This is a genomic window from Jejubacter calystegiae (assembly GCF_005671395.1).
Lineage (GTDB): Bacteria > Pseudomonadota > Gammaproteobacteria > Enterobacterales > Enterobacteriaceae > Jejubacter > Jejubacter calystegiae.
The window spans coordinates 990156-1010071 of sequence record NZ_CP040428.1 but is presented as its reverse complement, the minus strand read 5'-3'; the positions used below and the strand labels follow the sequence as shown (position 1 = coordinate 1010071).

Genomic DNA, 19916 nt, shown 5'->3' with positions numbered 1-19916 from the left:
TCTCGTCTCCGTTACACCTTTTCAACGTTAACCAGGAACGCCTTGAACTCCGGCGTTTGGGTATTGGCATCGCCGACGAACGGCGTCAGGGTGTTGGCAAGGAAACCTTTCTTCGCAATTCCCTCATAGCCCCAGTGGATCGGAATACCGATGGTATCCACCTCTTTGTCATGGACGTTCAGGGTGCGGATACGCCTGGTCACCACCGCTTTGGCTTTGATGTAGCCGCGGTTAGAGGAAACCTTCACGGTATCGCCCTGGGCAATCCCCAGCTTATTCGCCAGCTTTTCGCCGATCTCGACGAACTGTTCGGGCTGGGCGATGGCGTTCAGCATCGCGTGCTTGGTCCAGAAGTGGAAGTGTTCGGTCAGACGATAAGTGGTGCCCACATAGGGGAACTTATCGGCCTTGCCCATGGCTTCCAGATCGCCTTTAAAGACGCGGGCCGCCGGGTTAGAGACTACATTGGGATGCAGCGGGTTGGTGCCCAGCGGCGTCTCAAAAGGCTCGTAGTGTTCCGGGAACGGACCTTCGGCCATCTTATCGATAGCAAACAGGCGCCCCATGCCTTCCGGCTGCATGATGAACGGCCCGACGTCACTGCCCGGTGCCGCCGTGCTGTAGTCGGGGATGTCCACGCCGCCCCATTTGGCGCCGTCCCATTCCAGCAGTTTGCGCTTCGGATCCCAGGGGTTACCCTGCGGGTCGGCGGAGGCGCGATTGTAGAGAATGCGGCGGTTAAGCGGCCACGCCCAGGCCCAGCCCAGGGTGTTGCCCAGGCCAGAGGGATCGGCGTTGTCACGGTTCGCCATCTGGTTGCCCTGTTCGGTCCAGCTACCGGCGAAAATCCAGCAGCCGCTGGAGGTGGTACCGTCGTCCCGTAAATGGGCGAAGGTCGAGAGCTGCTGCCCTTTTTTCACCAGCACGTTGCCGTTGTCGTCCAGAATGTCGGCCAGCGCTTTACCGTTGCTCTCTTTCGCCACCTCTTCGGAATCCGGTGCTTCCGGGGTTTTATAATCCCAGGTCATGTTCAGTACCGGTTCCGGCACCGCGCCGCCGTCGCGCTGATACATTTCGCGCAGACGCAGGAAGATACCCGCCAGGATTTCACCGTCGTTCAGCGCATCCCCGGGGGCGTCGGCCCCTTTCCAGTGCCACTGTAGCCAGCGACCGGAGTTGACGATAGAACCATGTTCTTCGGCAAAGCAGGTGGAGGGCAGACGGAAGACCTCGGTCTGAATTTGCGACGGATCCACATCGTTGGATTCACCGTGGTTCTGCCAGAAGGTAGAGGTTTCGGTGTTGAGCGGGTCGATGGTCACCAGGTACTTCAGCTTGCTGAGTGCGCCCACGACCTTGTTCTTGTTGGGGAACGAGGCTACCGGGTTAAAGCCCTGGCAGATGTAGCCGTTGACCTTGCCTTCGTTCATCATCTCGAAGTACTGCAGGACGTCGTAGCCCTTGTCCCATTTCGGCAGCCAGTCGAAGCCCCAGCTGTTCTCCTTCGTCGCTTTATCGCCGAAGAAAGCTTTCATCATCGAAACGAAGAATTTCGGGTAGTTACCCCAGTAGTTAACCTGGCCTTCCAGCAGTGGCTTCGGCGTATTGGCGGCAAGATAGGTTTCCAGATCCAGCTGTTGCTCGTTGGGCAGGTTCATATAGCCCGTCAGATTGGTGGAAAGCAGCCCCAGGTCAGTCAGTCCCTGAATGTTGGAGTGGCCGCGCAGCGCGTTAACGCCGCCGCCCGCCATGCCCATATTGCCCAGCAGTAGCTGAACCATCGCCATGGTGCGGATGTTCTGAGCGCCGATGGAATGCTGAGTCCACCCCAGTGCGTAGAGGAACGAGGCGGTTTTGTCTTTGGCGCTGGTTTCGGCGATATATTCGCAGACCTGCAGGAAGTCCGCTTTCGGCGTGCCGCAGATGGTTTCGACCATTTCAGGCGTATAGCGCGAAACGTGGGTTTTCAGCAGATTCCAGACGCAGCGCGGATGGCTGAGCGTGGTATCGCGCTTCGCGAAGCCGTTTTCATCCAGTTCGTAGTGCCAGCTTGTTTTGTCGTACTGGCGTTTGCTGTCGTCGTAGCCGGTGAACAGACCGTCGTCGAAACCAAAGTCTTCACGCACGATCAGGCTGGCGTTGGTATAGGCTTCAACGTATTCGCGGTTGAATTTATTGTTGGTCAGCAGGTACAACAATACGCCCGACAGGAAGGCGATGTCGGTACCGGAGCGGATCGGCGTATAGAAGTCGGCGACCGATGCCGTGCGGGTAAAGCGCGGATCGATGACGATCAGTTTGGCGCCGTTGTGGATCTTGGCTTCCATCGCCCAGCGGAATCCGACCGGATGCGCTTCGGCCGCGTTCCCGCCCATTACGACGACGAGGTTGGCGTTCTTAATATCCACCCAGTGGTTGGTCATGGCGCCGCGACCAAATGTTGGAGCAAGACTTGCTACCGTTGGTCCGTGTCAGACACGCGCCTGGTTGTCGACCGCCAGCATCCCAAGGGAGCGGGCGAACTTCTGGGTTAAATAGCCGGTTTCGTTACTGGAAGCGGATGCGCACAGCATACCGGTAGAGAGCCAGCGGTTAACGGTGGCGCCCTGGTCGTTTTGGGCAATAAAGTTAGCGTCGCGGTCGGCTTTCATCAGCTTCGCGATACGCTCAAAGGCGTCTTCCCAGCTGATGCGCTGCCATTTATCGGAGCCAGGAGCGCGATATTCCGGATACTTCAGGCGGCTTTCGCTATGAATAAAGTCCACCAGTCCTGCGCCTTTCGGGCACAGGGCACCGCGGTTCACCGGATGATCCGGATCGCCTTCGATGTGGAAAATTGAGGCTTTGGCGTTTTTTGCACCGTCGCCCAGGCTGTACATCAACAGCCCACAGCCGACGGAACAGTATGTGCAGGTTTGCCGGGTTTCCCGGGAACGCAGCAGCTTATACTGCCGCGTTTCTGCCAGCGCGACGGCGGGTGCAAAACCCAAAGCTGCCGCAGTGGTGCCTGCCATACCGCCAGCGCAGATCTTAAAGAACTGCCTTCTGCTGACCTGCATGGGTCACTCCTTGTTATTCGACACGTCACATTGAGAGTTTTTTTTGCGGTTGGAGCCGCTTAGGTTCAGAATTGAACACATTGCCCCTTCTGAGTGAGGGGTAATGGTTAAAGAATACCATAACGCCGTTAAAACAGTTCATATACGGTTAAAAAATAGTGAATGAGTTTACAAAAAAAAGACAAGAAAATGTGATTGAGAGCGCTTGCTATCGTGCAGCGCCGGTCTGGTCACGTGCCGATCTGCATAACGCCAGCGATGACTGGCTGGCCGAAGAGGTACCGGTCGCGCTGGTCTATAACGGTATTTCACACGTTGTGATGATGGCGACACCCCGTGATTTGGAATTTTTTGCATTAGGTTTCTCGTTATCGGAAGGCATTATTGAATCCGCTAATGATATCTACGGCATGGATATCGAGCGGGGCTGTCGGGGAATCGAGGTACATATCGAGCTTTCCAGCCGCCGCTTTATGGGGCTGAAAGAGCGCCGTCGTCAGCTGGCGGGCCGCACCGGCTGCGGCGTCTGTGGGGTTGAGCAACTGAATGAGGTGGTTCGCCCGGTCACGCCGTTGCCCTTTACTCAGCGTTTTGAGCTTTCCGCCCTCGATCGCGGGCTGGATCAGCTGCGTCAGTTTCAGCCCGTGGGCCAACTGACCGGTTGTACCCACGCGGCCGCGTGGCTGATGCCCGACGGTGAGATAGCCAGCGGTCATGAAGACGTGGGGCGCCACGTGGCGCTGGATAAGCTGCTGGGTCATCGCAGCCGCGAGCAGTGGCAGGAAGGGGCCGCGCTGGTTTCCAGTCGTGCCAGCTACGAGATGGTGCAGAAGGCCGCGATGTGCGGCGTGGAAATTCTGTTTGCCGTTTCTGCCGCCACTACGCTTGCTGTTGAAGTGGCGCATAAAGCGAATCTGACGCTGGTGGGTTTCAGCAAGCCGGGACGCGCTACGGTTTATACCCATCCTCAGCGGTTGCGGGTATAGCCTGATTTTATTGAAGCTGTGACAGATAGCGGCCTATAGACGCCATATCCTCATCACGGTAGCTGGCTTCGAACTCAATATAGCGAATGCCGGCTTTCCGGCAGGCCTCTTTTTTCACGGCATCGCGCGAGATAGCGTTGTTCTGGTAGTGGCCTGTGCCCTGATATTCTATAGCAATACATGGCTGACCAAACTTTGAAATGATAATAAAGTCCACTCTTTTGCTGTTAATGGAGCTATAGGCATTATCGCTTTTGGAACTCAAGAATTCACCCATCGATACCTGCGGGAATACCCGAAACGTTGGGTGGTTTTTCTGAAGATATGCTTCGATGTTGCGAAAAAGGTAATATTCTTTTTTATTCATTAAATTGCGTTTTTCAAACGATGCTGTTTCAACAAAATAGAGCTGATCGGCGATATTGCTGACGCTGCGTGCTTTGGATGTATTCGTAGGGCGATAACGCTTTTTTCCCCTTGCTATCAGGAGATAAATAAGGATAGCGAACAATACAATAACAAGCAGCGTTTCCATCTTCATTAATCCGAAAATCCTTTTAGCTATCAATAAACTCTATCATTTATCGTTTTTAATATAATTGCAATAAAGAAATTATTTCTGGAAACCGCAGCTATTCATCAGGAAATAATAAACGCGATGTGCGATTAATCCCGGAGATTAAAAAGAGGATATTAAAAGCACCGCGCTGTACAATGACAGCGCGGAGAGACTTATTCCAGATAAAACACCGCTTTCAGCTCTTCACTCACCGGACTGTTATCCGGGTTGCTCGGCATAACTTCCCGCATATGTTTCCACCAGCGCTGGCAGACCTCGGTCTGCGCCACGGCGTTCCAGCGCTCCTCGGATTCTACCTCTACCGTCGCGAACAGCAGATTGCGCGCGGCATCCAGCCAGATGGCGTAATGGTGGGCGCCATGGGATTTCAGCACCGCTTCCAGTTCCGGCCAGATGGGCGAATGACGACGCTGATACTCTTCGTGAGCGTCGGGGTTAACCTGCATAACGAAAGCTTTACGGATCACAGAGCCTCCAGATAGAGCGCGCGCACTTCGTCCCGGCTGGCGATGCGCGGGTTACAGGGCGCGCAGGGGTCGGCCAGGGCTTTATCCAGCCAGCCTTCGATATCCGCTTCGCTGATACCCAACTCGCGGAAACCAGAGGGAATGCCCACTTTTTCCGACAGTGCGCGAATGGCGTCGATAGCCGCCTGGCTCGCCCGATCGTCGTCCATCCCCTGGGTATGAACCCCCATGGCCCTGGCGATACGGGCAAAGCGGGCAGGCGCCTGCGGACGGTTAAAGTTTTCCACCACTGGTAGCAGAATGGCATTACAGACGCCGTGGGGCAGGTTGTGGGTGGCGCCCGGCTGGTGGGCCATGGCGTGTACCAGCCCCAGACCGGCGCTGTTAAAGGCCATACCCGCCAGATACTGGCCATAGGCCATCATCTCGCGGGCTTCCAGATTGTGGCCCTCTGCGACTGCGACAGGCAGCCACTGGCTGATAATGCGGATGGCTTCCAGCGCATTGGCATCGGTGAGCGGATGCGCGCCGACCGAAACCACGGCTTCGACAGCGTGGGTCAGGGCGTCCATCCCGGTGGCGGCGGTAACGTCCGGTGGAATCCCCAGCATCACGCTGGCATCATCCACGGCGATATCCGGGATGATGTTGGTGTCGATAATCACCTCTTTTACCTGGTGTGCGCTGTCGGTAATAACGGCGTTGCTGGTCATTTCGGCGGCGGTGCCTGCGGTGGTATTAATGGCGACCAGCGGTACGCCGGGGTGGGTCACTTTACCCACGCCAGAATAGGCGGTGGAGGGGCCCGGGTTAGCGGTCAGGATCTTAATGGCTTTGGCGGTATCGATGGGGCTACCGCCGCCGAAGGCGATCAGGTAGTCGCAGTGGGCTTCCTGGTATTCCCGGTAGCCGCTTTGCACCAGGGTTTCCGTGGGGTTGGGGAATACGCCGTCAAACAGATGCCAGGTCAGGCCGTGGCCCTCCAACGCGCTGAACAGGCTGTCGAGTAGACCCAGTTTCACCAGCTGTGCGTCGGTGACGATCAGCGCCTTGCCCCAGTTCTTTCCGGCGACCATCTTTACCATATCGCCGATAGCGCCTGCGCCGTGCAGGCTGATTTTCGGCAGTGCCAGCATAAAGCTCATCTTTTTCTCCTTAAAGGGCGGCCCATCGGGCACGCCTGAACCTGTATCCTGTGCGATCCGCCGCCCGGGCTTTCAGAGATCGATAGCGCTCTGCAGCGGCGTTACGCCAAAGCGTTTAGCCAGCGCGATAAGATCGTCGCGGCTGATAGTCTGTTTCATTCCGCCCATCGACTCGACCTTTACCAGCACCTGGGCCGATTTTTCTGCGGTGTCGATAAGGCCAAAGGTTTCGTCCAGCGTCGGACCGCTGCCGAAGACGCCGTGGAACGGCCAGAGCACCAGCGAACGGTGCGCCATTTCATCGGCGGTCGCCTGGCCTATCTCATCGGTGCCGGGGACCATCCAGGGCAAAATGCCCACTCCGTCCGGGAAGACCACCAGACACTCAGTGCTGCCTTCCCACAGTTTGCGGGTAAAGACGTCACTGTCGTTTTCCAGTACGTAGGTCAGGGCGATCAGGTTGGTGGCGTGGCAGTGCATAATAACGCGATCCTGGCCGTTGGTAGCTTTGATGCGCGCGGAATGTGACAGGAAGTGGGCCGGGAGTTCAGATGTGGGAACTGCGTCATTTTCCAGGCCCCACAGGATGTGGTAACCGGCGCCGTCGTTGTCTACCTGTACCACTCCCAGGTTGGCGGCGGGATCGAGCTGCACGTTACGGAAAAACTTGCCGGAGCCGGTGACGATAAAGGGCATGCCGGCAAGCTCCGGCATTGGCTGGCTCAGGGCGATGTAGCGCGGCTGTGCGTGGAAGTCAGCATGGTATGGCTCAATGTCGGCAGCGTCCAGGCGCAGCGTCAGGTTGCCGCCGTTACGTTCGTCCCAGCCTTTCAGCCAGGCATCGGAAGTGGCCTTGATCATGCCCAGGACAAACCAGGCGTTGAGGATGTTCTGCATAGTCTTGTGTTCTCTGTTGGGTTGGTGAGGTTTTTCCCCTCACCCTAACCCTCTCCCCAGAGGGGAGAGGGAACTATTTGGTCCTTCTCCTCCACCCCTTTGGGGAGAGGGCCGGGGTGAGGGGAGGGGCAATCACCCACGCTGACGCAATACGTCCTGCTCATAGCCGCGGACCTTATCCAGCCATTCGCTACCGGCCGGGGTGTCGTGACGCTGGCAGTAAACTTCCCAGACCGCCTGCCACGGCAGCGACTTCTGCTCTTCCAGCAGTGCCAGACGGGCGGTGTAGTCGCCGTCCAGTTCCAGTTCGCGCAGTCTGGCGGTCGGTTCCAGCAGGGCGCGCAGCAGCGCTTTCTTCATATTGCGGGTGCCGATAACCCAGGCGGCGATGCGGTTGATGGACGCATCGAAGAAGTCCAGACCGATATGCACCCGGTCGAACAGGTCGTGGCGGATAATTTCGCTGGCGATGGCCTGGGTTTCGTCGTCCAGCAGTACCACGTGGTCGCTGTCCCAGCGAACCGGGCGGCTGACGTGCAGCAGCAGGCGCGGTACATAAAGCATGGCGCTGGAGATCTTGTCGGAGATCACCTCGGTGGGGTGGAAGTGACCGGCATCCAGGCAGAGCGCAGTCTGGCGGCTGGTGGCGTAGCCCATATAAAACTCGTTGGAGCCGACGGTGTAGCTTTCGGCGCCAATGCCGAACAGCTTGCTTTCTACCGCGTCTATATGGTGTGCCGGGTTCAGCTTCTCGCTGATAATTTCGTCCAGCGCTTCCATCAGGCGGCGGCGCGGCCCCAGGCGATCTACGGTGATGTCCTTCATGCCGTCCGGTACCCAGATATTCATGACGGACGGCGTGCCTAACTGTTCACCGAAGTATGCGGATACGCGGCGGCTGGCCTTACAGTGATCGATCCAGAACTGACGGATTTTGTCGTCGGCGTGGGACAGGGTAAAACCGTCAGCGCTCAGCGGGTGTGAAAAGCAAGAGGGGTTGAAGTCCAGCCCCAGTTGGTTGGCTTTGGCCCACTCCACCCAGTTCTTAAAGTGTTCCGGCTTGATCTGGTCGCGATCGACATGGCTATCGCTTTCCAGATAGATAGCGTGCAGGTTCAGGCGCTTCGGCCCCGGAATCAGGCTCAGGGCCTGTTCCAGGTCGGCGCGCAGTTCGGTGGCGTTGCGCGCTTTACCCGGATAGTTACCGGTGGCCTGAATGCCGCCGGTAAGCTGGCCTTCGGGGTTTTCAAAACCGGCGACATCGTCACCCTGCCAGCAGTGCATAGAAACCGGCAGGCGATCCAGCTGGCGCAGTGCCGCTTCGACATCAACGCCGACGGCGGCGAAACGCTCTTTAGCCAGGCCCCAGGCCTGTTCGATGGGGGTAGTCATGCGCAAAGCTCCTTGTTTTGACGTTGTGGCTGAAACTGCGCAACGTAGCGGGCAATTTCACTGTTCGAATCGGGATTAAAAGGGATCAGGGTGTGGCTCTGGGCCACCAGGCGGCGGAACTCGTCCACATCGGCGACCTCATCCAGCGCCATCAGCTGGCAGCCGATATTGCCAAGGGTCGAGGCTTCTACCGGACCGGCCAGTACCGGAATACCGCAGGCATCGGCGCACAGTTGGTTGAGCAGTTCGTTCTGGCAGCCGCCACCGACGATATGCAACCGGGTAAAGGGACGGCCACGCAGCGCCGCCAGTTCATCCAGCACTTTGGCGTACAGCAGCGCCAGACTGTCGAAGATACAGCGCGCCAGTTCGGCATCGCTGTTGGGAACCGGCTGCCCGCTCTCACGGCAGGCGGCCTGAATCTCCTGGCTCATGTTGTCCGGATTAATAAAACGGTCGTCGTTGGGGTTGATAGTAAAGGTGCAGGCCGGGATCTGGCGGGCGTGGTCGATAAGACTCCCCAGATCGCTGACCTTCTGTTCGCGCAGGACTCGCTGTAGCAGCCACAGCCCCATGATGTTTTTCAGTACCCGGTAGCGCCCTTCGGCGCCGCCTTCATTAGTGATATTGGCGGCCAGCGCCTGGTCGCTGGTGTATGGGCTTTTGCTCTCAAAGCCCATCAGCGACCAGGTGCCGGAAGAGAGGTATGCGGCATCGCCATCTTCCAGCGGCGCGGCGAGTACCGCGCTGGCGGTGTCGTGGGTCGCCACCGATACCACCGGAATCTGATTGCCCTGAGGGCAGATCCAGTGGCCAATGGCGTTACCCGGGTGGCCCGGCGTGCCGAACCAGCGGCGCGGAACGCCAGCCCATTCCAGCAGGCGATCGTCCCAATTATCGGTGTTGATGTTCACCAGTTGGGTGGTGGTGGCGTTGGTATATTCCCAGTTCATCTCGCCGGTCAGGCGGTAGCAGAAATAATCGGGGATCAGCAGGGCATGGGCCGCTTTCTCTACCAGATCAGGCCGCTGTTCGCTCAGCGCCCGGAACTGATAGAGAGTGTTAAAGGGCAGGAACTGAATACCGGAACGGCGGTAAATCTCTTCGCGGCCCAGTTGCTCCACGGCGCGGGCCATGACGCCATCGGTGCGGTTGTCCCGATAGGAAACCGGCAGTCCCACACGCTCGCCGTTGTCGTCGATAAGAACAAAGTCCACGCCCCAGGTATCAATGCCGATGCTGTCCGGGCGAATAGTCTGCTCTTCGCACACCTTGCGCAGGCCGGTACGGATCTCCGTTTCCAGGGTATCCACATCCCAGCAGTCGGTGCCGTCAACCTGGCGCAGGCAGTTGGCAAAGCGATGGATCTCCCTGAGTTCCAGGCTGCGTTCAGTTCGGCTATAGCGGGCCAGCATTACGCGACCGCTGGAGGCGCCCAAATCAACGGCGACACAATGGCGAACAGTCATGATGGGGTCCTTCTGATAATCGTTGGTCCTCAGTCTAAAAAGTCGCGTTGTGCGACACCTTCTTGTTACTGACAGCGCAAACAGGCCGCTGGCAAGGAATCAAAGGTGAACGTGAGAGAGTTCACAAATTAAAGCCCGATAAACGCGATGACAGCGCCTCAGACGTTTGCAGGGGGGTGTGATGCCTGCCGCAAATCCGCGCAATAGCCAGCGGAATCTTGAAAAACGAGCAGCTTTTGCCGCCGTTCACGCCGAAATTTTAAGGTGAGAATAACTCTCGTTTAATACTATCGCGGGCAGGTTAACAAACTGAGGGGACGATAATGACGGTACTGCACAGCTCGGACTTTTTCTCTTCCGGTCGGGTTCCTGTGGCGATTGAGCCCCGGATACCGCAGTCCGCGTTCCCGGAGCATCATCATGATTTCTATGAGATTGTTATTGTTGAACAGGGGACCGGCACCCATATCTTCAACGGCCAGCCCTATACTCTGAGCGGCGGTTCGGTCTGTTTTGTGCGCGACCACGATCGTCATCTGTTCGAACATACCGAAAACCTGTGCCTGACCAACGTGCTCTATCGTGCGCCGGACGCCTTTAACTTTCTTTCTGGCGTTGAACAGCTGCTGCCGCAGGAGCGTGACGGTTACTATCCTTCCCACTGGCGGGTAAACCCCGATGCGCTGAAGCAGGTGCGGCAGTTGATTGCCAGTCTGGAACGGCCCGGCGGCGAAGAGGGAGAGGCGCACGATGTTGCCAGCCGCGAGATCCTGTTTATGCAACTGCTGGTGCTGCTGCGTCAGAGTTGCCGCAGCGACGGTGATGGCGAAAGTCCAGGCCACCTGAATCAGCTGCTTTCGTGGCTGGAGGCGCATTTCGCTGAAGAGATCTGTTGGGAAGCGCTGGCCGACAGGTTTACTTTGTCGCTGCGTACGCTGCACCGCCAGATTAAGCAGCGCACCGGCCTGACCCCCCAGCGCTATCTGACCCGTCTGCGTCTGATGCGCGCCCTGCACCTGCTGCGCCATAGCGAAGAGAGCGTCACTGGCATCGCCTTCCAGTGCGGCTTTGGCGACAGCAACCACTTTTCCACGCTGTTTAAGCGGGAATTTCACTGGTCGCCGCGCGATGTGCGCCAGGGGCGCGATGTCCAACTTCAGTAACGCGAAGGGAGTCACCCTTTTTTGCGGTGTAACAACAGATAATACCCGGCTCCCGATTTCTAAGGAGGCGCCGTGGCCGGTCTGACCCTTCACAAGACGGATTTTTTCGCGTTTTCCACCCAGTCGGTGGCGGTGGCGGACCGTTATCCCCAGAGCGTTTTTGCTGAACATACCCATGACTTTTGCGAGCTGGTGGTGGTCTGGCGCGGCAACGGTTTGCACGTGCTGAACGGGCGACCATACCGCATTACCCGCGGCGATCTGTTCTATATTCGCGCCGACGATTGCCACAGCTATGCCTCGGTTAACGATCTGGTATTGCAGAACATAATCTGGTGTCCGGAGCGGTTCCGGCTGCGCGTTAACTGGGACGAGATGATTCCCAATATGGCGCAGCAGCGGGCCTGGCGGCTGAGCAGCCAGGGGATGAGCCAGGCGCGTCAGGTGATCGGCCAGTTGGAGCTGGAAAGCGCCCGACGCGATACGCTGTCGCAGTCGATGGCGGAAACCCTGTTTTTGCAGATTTTGCTGCTCCTGCAACGTCACCGTTATTTGCCAGAGCAGATTGAAGGCCAGGAAACCGAAGGCGGCGCGCTGGATCGGCTCATTACCGCACTGGCGGGGAGTTTGAGCGCCCCTTTCGATCTGGAGGCTTTCTGCGCCGTGCAGCAGTGCAGCGTGCGTACTCTGCGTCAGCAGTTCCGCCAGCAGACGGGCATGACCGTGGGCCAGTATCTGCGCCAGTTACGCATCTGCCATGCCCAGTACCTGCTGCGCCATACTGCTATGCGAATCAGCGAAGTGGCGATGCAGTGTGGTTTTGAAGACAGTAACTACTTTTCGGTGGTCTTTACCCGGGAGAGTGGGGCTTCGCCAAGCCAGTGGCGCCAGCGGGAGGAGGGGAGCGCGAGTGAGCCAGTGCTCACCCGCGCTGGTCTGTAGCCGTATCGTTCCGGGTGCCACAGCGCGCGTTATTTCGCCATGCCCAGGCCAACGATGTTGGCGGCAATGATAATCACGATACATCCAATGCTCAGAACCCCTACCGGGCGACGTCCTGCGTTGCTCCACTCTTTCAGGATCAGCCCCACCAGGCCGCCGCACAGTACGTAGAAGCTCATATGCAGCATCCAGCTCATGTAGTCATACTGGGCCGGGATTTTGGCGTGTCCCCAGGCGTAGAAGAAAAACTGGAAGTACCACATCAGGCCGCCCAGTGCGGAAAGCAGGACGTTGGTAATCAGCAGAGGCTTCATCACCGACAGATCCGCCTTCAGGGAGATTCCTGGCACTTTTGCCAGGCGCACGAAGCAGAAACCCAGGTTGATCAGCGCGCCGCCGCCCATAATCACCACATAGCTGGGCAGTGCGACATACATAGGATCAACACCCAGCGCCGCTGCGGCTTCGTGCATCGGTTTGGCCGCATCCATGGCGAAGGACATACCGGCAGAGAAGATGCCGCACATCACCGCCAGAATCAGCCCCTTCTTCAGGTTGAACTCTTCGGCCCTGATGCCCATCTGGCGCTCTTTCAACTGGCCTGCGCGGGTGACTATTGCCACGCCGATCAGTGCTACCAGAACGCCCAGCAGGGTCATCTGGCCACCTGGGGTGCCGATCAGCACGCCAAACTTGCCGTTCAGGATAGGCGTCATCAGCGTACCGACGATAAGGGTAATACCAATGGCGATACCGATGCCCATCGACATACCGAGATAGCGCATGGTAAGGCCGTAGTTGATATTGCCGATCCCCCACATGGCGCCAAACAGGAATACCGGCAGCAGGGTAGAAGCGTTAAAGGAGCCGTAATAGGCCCAGAAGTTGGGCAGTAGCGCGGCGCTGATTGCCCAGGGCAGGATTATCCAGGAGACAATACCACCCACGGACCACATGGTTTCCCATGACCAGTTTTTGACCTTTTTAAAGGGGGCATAAAAGCAGGCGGCGCTGGCTGCGCCCACCAGATGCCAGAGGATGCCCGTTGAAATTGCGTCATTCATTTTTTTGTTCTCCCTGGGGGTTGTCGGATATCGCTCGCGGCGCTACCCGTCTGGCAGTCTAAAAAAGAGACGCCTGGGAGAACCTTTACACTGCTGCCGCAATGGCGTGTCGGCTGGCAAAATGATCAGGAATTGCTTGTATGGCTTCACATTTTTACTATCATAACCAAAAGTTATGATTTAGTAATATGCGCACGAAATGTGTGGCATTGATAAACATTTTCAATATCATTTAATTAACTATAATGAACCGAATGCTTACGCGGCATTAACAAAAACTCTGCCGCCCGACAATAAATGGAGAGAAGAGTATGAGCTATACACTGCCATCCCTGCCGTACGCCTACGACGCGCTGGAGCCGCACTTTGACAAGCAGACGATGGAAATTCATCACAGCAAACACCATCAGACCTATGTAAACAATGCCAACGCTGCGTTGGAAAGCCTGCCGGAACTGGCTGCTCTGCCGGTAGAAGAACTGATTACCCGTCTGGATCAGGTTCCGGCCGATAAGAAAACCGCGCTGCGTAACAACGCAGGCGGCCACGCTAACCACAGCCTGTTCTGGAAAGGTCTGAAAACAGGCACCACCCTGCAGGGCGACCTGAAAGCCGCCATTGAGCGCGATTTCGGTAGCGTTGAGAAATTCCAGGAAGAGTTCGAGAAAGCGGCTGCAACCCGCTTCGGCTCCGGCTGGGCATGGCTGGTGCTGAAAGGCGACAAGCTGGCTGTAGTTTCTACCGCAAACCAGGACAGTCCGCTGATGGGTGAAGCTATCTCTGGCGCTTCCGGCTACCCGATCCTGGGTCTGGACGTGTGGGAGCACGCTTACTACCTGAAATTCCAGAACCGCCGCCCGGACTATATCAAAGCATTCTGGAACGTGGTGAACTGGGACGAAGCTGCAGCGCGTTTCGCCGCTAAAAAATAATCGCGTCACTTAAGACGGATAAGCGAGCCTTCGGGCTCGCTTTTTTTTGGTTTATTCCCGAAGTATCCCTCCGAAACAGGCAAAGTTCTTTCTGGATCAATAGATAAGCAGTTCTTATTTATTCATCGTTGGTATTGTGGTTTTTCGTGTGTTTTACTCACAATTAGCATGTGGTTAACGATTTTTTAATAAAACTAATCCTAAAAACATTCACAATTCTAATGTTTGTGCCAGGATTTAACTCGTCACGGAAATGGCAGCTCAGCCAGGAGGGTGAAAGGAAGCAGGGGCAGTTATGGTGACATCACGGTCTGAACCATTATGTAAACACTGATAAAGAGTGAGGAAACTATGATGACAGATAAAGCAGAAGCAAACATGATCGAGCTGTCGGACGAGATGCTGGACGATGTTTCAGGTGGTTCCGTTTTGAGCACTGTGGTGAGCATAGCGAAACTGGCAGATAAAGTGATTGGCGGTGTTGGTGACACTGCGGGTGAGGCTGCGGGGACCGTAGGCGATACCGTGAGCGGCATTCTGAAGGGCGTACTGGGCGGACTTTTCGGTTCCTCTTCGAAGTAAGCGTTATCCCGGCGCGTCCTCCACAGGGAACGGGAGGACGCCCATCCCACCTCAATCCCTCGTTTTCGCTGGTCCATCGACGTCCTTTTTTATACCCTCATACTTTCAGGCAAAGGTGCTCAGATGAGGGGGGAGAGGATGCACTATCCCGTGCAGGTCTATACAGGAAAGGTTCGCGACTATCCGGGCGGACGTCCCAGCGCTATCGAAAAATATCAGGTTGATGGCGAACTGATGCTGACGCCGACGGGGCTTTCTGGCGACTGTCAGGCAGAGCGCAAATACCACGGAGGCCCTGACCGCGCGCTGTGCCACTATCCCCGCGAACACTACGATGACTGGGCGCTGGCTTTTCCCGAGCAGGCTGAACGCTTTAACGCGCCGGGCTTCGGTGAAAACCTCTCTACCACCGGGCTGACGGAGCAGAACACCTTCATTGGCGACGTATGGCGCTGGGGAGATGCGTTGATTCAGGTCACCCAGCCGCGTTCCCCCTGTTTTAAGCTCAACTTCCATTTTGAGATAGAAGATTTATCGCAGCTAATGCAGCAAAACGGGAAAACCGGCTGGCTGTATCGGGTGATTGCATCGGGGGCTGTGAGTGCCGATGCCCCGCTGGAACTGGTATCGCGGCTGAGCGATATCAGCGTGCATGAGGCGGGCGTCATCGCCTGGCATCAACCTTTCGACGATGAGCAGTATCATCGCTTGTTGAGCGCCGCCGGGCTGTCGGCCAGTTGGACGCAGACCCTGCAAAATCGCCGAATTTCCGGCGGAATAGAAGGCTTTTCGCGGCGGTTATTCGGTCGCTGACGGCAAATCAGAATGAGGTGCGAGCGAAACCGGTCATCTCTGTGAGCTCCATCTCGCGGCCCAGAGCGGTCATGGGGTGTACCACGACCAGACCGCGTACGCTCTTTTTCAGCTTACCCATATCGGCCTGCTCTTTTTTGGTGATGGCGCGGCGGAAGGGCATTTTCATCAGCTTTTGCGCTTCCTTACTGAGCTTCTGGTGGCGCACCGCGTTCAGACGCGCGATTTCACTTTCCAGTGTGGCTATCTCTTTTTCGTTCTGAGCGTACTTTTCCGCTTGCTCGACCAGTGACAGCTCGGCCTGCTGATGGCGCAGGGCATCAAGGCGGTCGCTCAGGCGTTTAATTTCGTTCTTTTCGATCTCTTTTGACATGGTATTCAGGATAGTTGTGATCAGACAGGGCGGCAAGGATACATCAGTCAGGGGGCGAGAGGGAAAAGCCTTTACTTACTGAACGCTTTTTTTAAGCCGATCCGGGCGATCAGCTCAGTGAGGGAAAGCACCATCGTGGAACGCACGATCTGCTGATAGCGCAGCTTTTGCATGGTAGCCAGTTCGGGATCATCGCCTGGCGGCGGCGCTGGAGGTAGCGCCGACACGCAGTGCAGCTCGCCGAAAGGACCCAGGATTTCGTCATCGATGAAGGTGTATTCGGTGCCGTCGTGATTCAGCTCTTCACGTAGCGCCATCAGCAATTCGCAATCCTCATAGTCGGCACGGCTAATGACGCCAAGCCCGTAAATAAGCTTCAGGCGCACCGACATGTTGCCCAGCGGACCGTTGCCGTCGAGCAGCGGTTCAACGGCATATTTCACCGCATAATCATCTTTCCGGAATACCTGGAGTACCAGCATGTCGACCGCTTCGGTCAGCATTTCTACAGCGGCAATCAGCAGGCTCCTGACGCTGTTGCCGGCATTAAGATGCTCCAGCACGCGGTTTTCAAAGACCTGGGTTTCTTCCATTTCAGCCTGCATGGTTAGACAAAGACGCCGGGCGCAGTGCGCCCGGAAGCTATTATGCCTGAGCCTGCCAGGCCTGTACCACCTCTGCGACCACCTCGCTTGCGGCATCCAGACCGGAAATTTGTACCAGCGTCGCCGCAGGGCCCTTTTCCGCCAACAACTGCGCCAGTTCCTGGGCCTGAGGATCTTCCGGGCTATGGTAATGCAGACCGGCGGCAATGCCTTGTACCAGATTGGTGTGAGGCAGGCCGTATTCCAGGGTGCCGAGCAGTGGTTTGATCAGACGGTCACCGGCGCTCAGCTTGCGCAGCGGCTGACGCCCCACACGTTCCACGTCGTCTTTCAGGTAAGGGTTTTCGAAGCGGCCCAGAATTTTATGAATATAGGCAGCGTGTTTTTCAGGATCGAAGCCGTAACGCTTGATAAGCACCGCGCCACTCTCTTCCATTGCGCCTTGCACAACGGCGCGAACGTTCTGGTCAAGAATCGCGTCACGAATGGTTTTGTGGCCCGCCTGCTGACCCAGCCAGGCGGTAATAGCGTGGCCGGTGTTCAGAGTGAACAGTTTGCGCTCCACAAAGGCCATCAGATTATCGGTCGGCTCCATACCCGGAATGGCGGGAAGGGCGCCTTTAAACTGGGTTTTATCGACAATCCATTCGCTGAAGGTTTCTACGGTGACCGCCAGCGGGTCGCTGTCGGCAGATTCGGACGGCGGCACAATGCGGTCAACGGCGGAATCGACGAAGCCTACGTGGGCTTCCACCCAGTCACGCTCTTCCGGCGCCAGAACCTCAAACAGATGGTCTTTCAGTTGCGAGGTGCCGCGTACCATGTTTTCACAGGCGATGATGTTCAGCGGCTGCTCGTTACCGGCGGCGCGGCGCTTAGCCAGTCCTTTCGCCAGGGTCGGGGCGATAAGCTTCAGCACCACGGGACCGACGGCGGTAGTAATAAGAGAGACCTGGGCTATCAGATCTTCAGCCGCTTCGCTGCTGCTGTTAACGGCGTTGACGTTGGCGACGGTATCGATCTGCTGCTGTTCGCCAACAACCCGAACCTGATAGCTGTGGCGGTCGTTCAGAGCATCCAGCACCGTCTGGTTAACGTCGGCAAACGTCAGTTGAATGCCGGCATCCACCAGCAGTTTGCCGATGAATCCGCGTCCGATATTACCTGCACCAAAGTGTAATGCTTTCATTGTCTGAACCCTTTTCAATTTGACTGACCCCGAGAGGGCTGGGGTGAGGCATTGCCCCTCACCCTAACCCTCTCCCCGAAGGGAGAGGGAGTTTAAGGTTACTTCGCTCCCAGCAGCGACAGAACTTCGTCCACGCTGGTGGTATTCGCCAGTTTTTCGATAACCGACTCATCATCCAGCGCGTTGGTCAGGCTGGTGATCACCTGGATGTGTTCGTTATTGCGCGCGGCAATACCGATAACCAGACGTGCGACATCGTCTTCCTCTTCACCGAACAGGACGCCTTGCGGGTACTGGCAGAAGACAACGCCGGTCTTCAGCACGCGATCCTTGGCGTCTACGGTGCCGTGCGGCACGGCGATGGATTCGCCCAGGTAGGTCGGCGTCAGTTTTTCACGCTCCAGCATGGCTGCGACGTACTCCGGCTCAACATAGCCGCCTTTAACCAGTTGTTCACCGGCAAAGCGGATAGCCTCCTCTTTGCTGGCGGCTTGCAGGCCCAGGAAGATATTGCCTTCACTCAGTTTGAACAGGCGGCTGTCATCCTGATCGAAGCTGTCTTTCAGGCTGCTCTGCACCTTCTCTTCGTTTTCGCTGTGGCGCTGTGCGGCGATCAGACGCTGGGTCAGATCGCTGTACATCGCGTTATCCAGGAAGTTGGTCAGCGAGAGATGTTGCGCGTGCGGCGCCTGGCGCATGGCCCGCTCGGTCAGATCGCGGTGTGTAATCACCAGATCCACATCGCCCGGCAGGCTGTTGATGGCGCAGTTGGTGACCGAGATATTGGTCAGACCCGCATCCTGAATTTTCTTACGCAGTACCCCGGCACCCATAGCGCTGGAGCCCATACCGGCGTCGCAGGCCACGATAATCTTACGCACGTGGCTCAGGTCGCCTGCATCACTGGCTGCCGCTGTATTGCCGCCTTTGGACTGCGTTTTCATCTCCTTCATACGGCGGGTGGCCGCATCGATATCGTCATCCTCTTTCACCTTGCTGGTTTTCAGCAGGATGGCGGAAACCACGAAGGAAACTACCATCGCAGCGACAATAGCGGCGATATTGGCGAACCAGGCGCCTTTCGGCGTCATAGCCAGCACGGCCAGAATCGAACCCGGAGAAGCCGGAGAAACCAGGCCGCCGTCCAGCAGGTTTAGCGTGAACACGCCGGTCATGCCGCCCAGGATGACGGCGATAATCAGACGCGGATTCATCAGCACGTAAGGGAAGTAGATCTCATGGATACCGCCCAGGAAGTGGATGATGGCCGCACCGCCTGCGGACTGTTTCGCACTGCCGCGACCGAAGAACATATAGGCCAGCAGGACGCCCATCCCCGGACCCGGGTTGGCCTCAATCAGGAAGAACAGGGATTTACCCATTTCCTGAGACTGCTGAATTCCCAGCGGCGAGAAGATGCCGTGGTTAATGGCGTTATTCAGGAACAGAATTTTTGCCGGCTCGACAAAAATCGAAGCCAGCGGCAGCATGTCGTGCGTCACCATAAAGTTAACGCCAGCCGCCAGCAGTTTGGAAAGTATCTCCACCGCCGGACCGATGCCGAGAAACGCCAGAATCGCCAGCAGCATACCGATAATGCCGGCAGAGAAGTTATTCACCAGCATTTCGAAGCCGGACTTGATCTTGCCGTCTACGGCCGCGTCGAATTTCTTAATGCACCAGCCGCCCAGCGGACCGGCAATCATCGCGCCAAGGAACATCGGCATATCGGCACCGGCAATCACCCCCATCGTGGTAATTGCGCCCACCACGCCGCCGCGCTCGCCGCCAATCAGGCGGCCACCGGTATAACCGATCAACAGCGGCAGCAGGTAGGTGATCATCGGGCCGACCAGCCTGGCCAGCGTTTCGTTAGGCCACCATCCAGTGGGAATAAAGAGAGCGGTGATGATCCCCCATGCGATAAACGCCCCGATATTGGGCATCACCATATTGCTGAGAAAACGACCAAAGCTTTGCACTTTGATCTTGATATCGGATGACATATTACACCCCTTATTGTGATGTCGAGCAGGGCACAGCCCGGTGTTTTTCCAGGCCGCATGAGGTGGCGGGGTCGCCGACCTTTCGTCCATGACGCGAAATCTGGCACCGAATGGGCAGACTGTCCAGATGTCGGATTTTTTTGTGATAAATGTCACTTAATGTTAGGGGGGTGACCGGTTTTTTTGGTGATTATGATCACAAAAACAGCGAGTGTAAAAACGTCAGCGATGAAAAAAACGTCGCGAAAGGTG

The 19916-nt window shown here is 56.9% G+C and carries 18 protein-coding genes; 6 read left to right on the top strand and 12 right to left on the bottom strand.

Annotated features, from left to right (window positions below; genetic code table 11):
- Nucleotides 1-11: 11 nt before the first annotated feature.
- Nucleotides 12-3059 carry a formate dehydrogenase-N subunit alpha gene (fdnG, locus tag FEM41_RS04680; RefSeq protein ID WP_138094886.1) on the bottom strand — a complete coding sequence of 1016 codons (3048 nt, stop codon included), beginning with the start codon at nt 3057-3059 and terminating at the stop codon, nt 12-14.
- 191 nt (nt 3060-3250) lie between these two features.
- Between fdnG and fdhD the strand changes: the two genes are divergently transcribed.
- Nucleotides 3251-4045, top strand: a complete 795-nt coding sequence (fdhD, locus tag FEM41_RS04675; RefSeq protein WP_338324501.1) for a formate dehydrogenase accessory sulfurtransferase FdhD — start codon at nt 3251-3253, stop codon at nt 4043-4045.
- Between the two features lie 7 nt (nt 4046-4052).
- Here fdhD and FEM41_RS04670 read toward each other — a convergent pair whose 3' ends face one another.
- The 6 genes from FEM41_RS04670 to rhaB all read right to left on the bottom strand — a co-directional run bounded on the left by FEM41_RS04670 (nt 4053) and on the right by rhaB (nt 9995).
- A complete protein-coding gene (locus tag FEM41_RS04670) occupies nt 4053-4586 on the bottom strand; it encodes a DUF2726 domain-containing protein (RefSeq protein ID WP_138094884.1) in 534 nt (177 codons plus the stop codon).
- A 191-nt stretch (nt 4587-4777) separates the two neighbouring features.
- A complete protein-coding gene (gene rhaM / locus FEM41_RS04665) occupies nt 4778-5092 on the bottom strand; it encodes an L-rhamnose mutarotase (protein ID WP_138094883.1) in 315 nt (104 codons plus the stop codon).
- Nucleotides 5089-6237, bottom strand: coding sequence for a lactaldehyde reductase (gene fucO / locus FEM41_RS04660; RefSeq protein WP_138094882.1), 1149 nt, complete (start codon nt 6235-6237; stop codon nt 5089-5091). Before fucO ends, rhaM begins: the two co-directional genes overlap by 4 nt.
- Before the next feature lie 72 nt (nt 6238-6309).
- Nucleotides 6310-7134, bottom strand: a complete 825-nt coding sequence (rhaD, locus tag FEM41_RS04655) for a rhamnulose-1-phosphate aldolase (protein WP_138094881.1) — start codon at nt 7132-7134, stop codon at nt 6310-6312.
- A 132-nt stretch (nt 7135-7266) separates the two neighbouring features.
- Nucleotides 7267-8526, bottom strand: coding sequence for an L-rhamnose isomerase (rhaA, locus tag FEM41_RS04650; RefSeq protein ID WP_138094880.1), 1260 nt, complete (start codon nt 8524-8526; stop codon nt 7267-7269).
- A complete protein-coding gene (gene rhaB / locus FEM41_RS04645) occupies nt 8523-9995 on the bottom strand; it encodes a rhamnulokinase (protein WP_138094879.1) in 1473 nt (490 codons plus the stop codon). The genes rhaA and rhaB overlap by 4 nt, the downstream gene beginning before the upstream one ends.
- A 323-nt stretch (nt 9996-10318) precedes the next feature.
- On the opposite strand from rhaB, the gene rhaS reads away from it, so the two are divergent.
- A complete protein-coding gene (gene rhaS / locus FEM41_RS04640) occupies nt 10319-11158 on the top strand; it encodes an HTH-type transcriptional activator RhaS (protein WP_138094878.1) in 840 nt (279 codons plus the stop codon).
- A 72-nt stretch (nt 11159-11230) separates the two neighbouring features.
- Entirely contained in the window at nt 11231-12100 is an 870-nt protein-coding gene (gene rhaR, locus FEM41_RS04635; RefSeq protein WP_138094877.1) for an HTH-type transcriptional activator RhaR, read from the top strand.
- Nucleotides 12101-12129: 29 nt separating this feature from the next.
- Here rhaR and rhaT read toward each other — a convergent pair whose 3' ends face one another.
- The gene (gene rhaT / locus FEM41_RS04630; protein ID WP_138094876.1) at nt 12130-13164 is read right to left on the bottom strand and encodes an L-rhamnose/proton symporter RhaT; all 1035 of its coding nucleotides are present in this window, start codon (nt 13162-13164) and stop codon (nt 12130-12132) included.
- Between the two features lie 311 nt (nt 13165-13475).
- Here rhaT and sodA point away from each other — a divergent pair, with 311 nt between their 5' ends.
- From sodA to yiiM, 3 genes are all read left to right on the top strand, one after another.
- Nucleotides 13476-14096, top strand: coding sequence for a superoxide dismutase [Mn] (gene sodA, locus FEM41_RS04625; RefSeq protein ID WP_138094875.1), 621 nt, complete (start codon nt 13476-13478; stop codon nt 14094-14096).
- A 351-nt stretch (nt 14097-14447) separates the two neighbouring features.
- A complete protein-coding gene (locus tag FEM41_RS04620; protein ID WP_138094874.1) occupies nt 14448-14678 on the top strand; it encodes a hypothetical protein in 231 nt (76 codons plus the stop codon).
- A 138-nt stretch (nt 14679-14816) separates the two neighbouring features.
- Nucleotides 14817-15491 carry a 6-hydroxyaminopurine reductase gene (gene yiiM, locus FEM41_RS04615; protein WP_138094873.1) on the top strand — a complete coding sequence of 225 codons (675 nt, stop codon included), beginning with the start codon at nt 14817-14819 and terminating at the stop codon, nt 15489-15491.
- Nucleotides 15492-15498: 7 nt separating this feature from the next.
- On the opposite strand, the gene FEM41_RS04610 is transcribed toward yiiM, so the two are convergent.
- From FEM41_RS04610 to FEM41_RS04595, 4 genes are all read right to left on the bottom strand, one after another.
- Complete coding sequence (locus tag FEM41_RS04610; protein ID WP_138094872.1) at nt 15499-15864, bottom strand: YibL family ribosome-associated protein; 366 nt, start codon at nt 15862-15864, stop codon at nt 15499-15501.
- Between the two features lie 71 nt (nt 15865-15935).
- On the bottom strand, nt 15936-16469 hold the full coding sequence (mtlR, locus tag FEM41_RS04605) for a mannitol operon repressor MtlR (protein ID WP_138094871.1): 534 nt from the start codon (nt 16467-16469) through the stop codon (nt 15936-15938).
- Between the two features lie 40 nt (nt 16470-16509).
- Complete coding sequence (gene mtlD / locus FEM41_RS04600) at nt 16510-17658, bottom strand: mannitol-1-phosphate 5-dehydrogenase (RefSeq protein ID WP_138094870.1); 1149 nt, start codon at nt 17656-17658, stop codon at nt 16510-16512.
- A 98-nt stretch (nt 17659-17756) separates the two neighbouring features.
- Nucleotides 17757-19664 (bottom strand): PTS mannitol transporter subunit IICBA, encoded by a 1908-nt coding sequence (locus FEM41_RS04595; RefSeq protein WP_138094869.1) that lies wholly within the window; start codon nt 19662-19664, stop codon nt 17757-17759.
- Between the last annotated feature and the right edge of the window lie 252 nt (nt 19665-19916).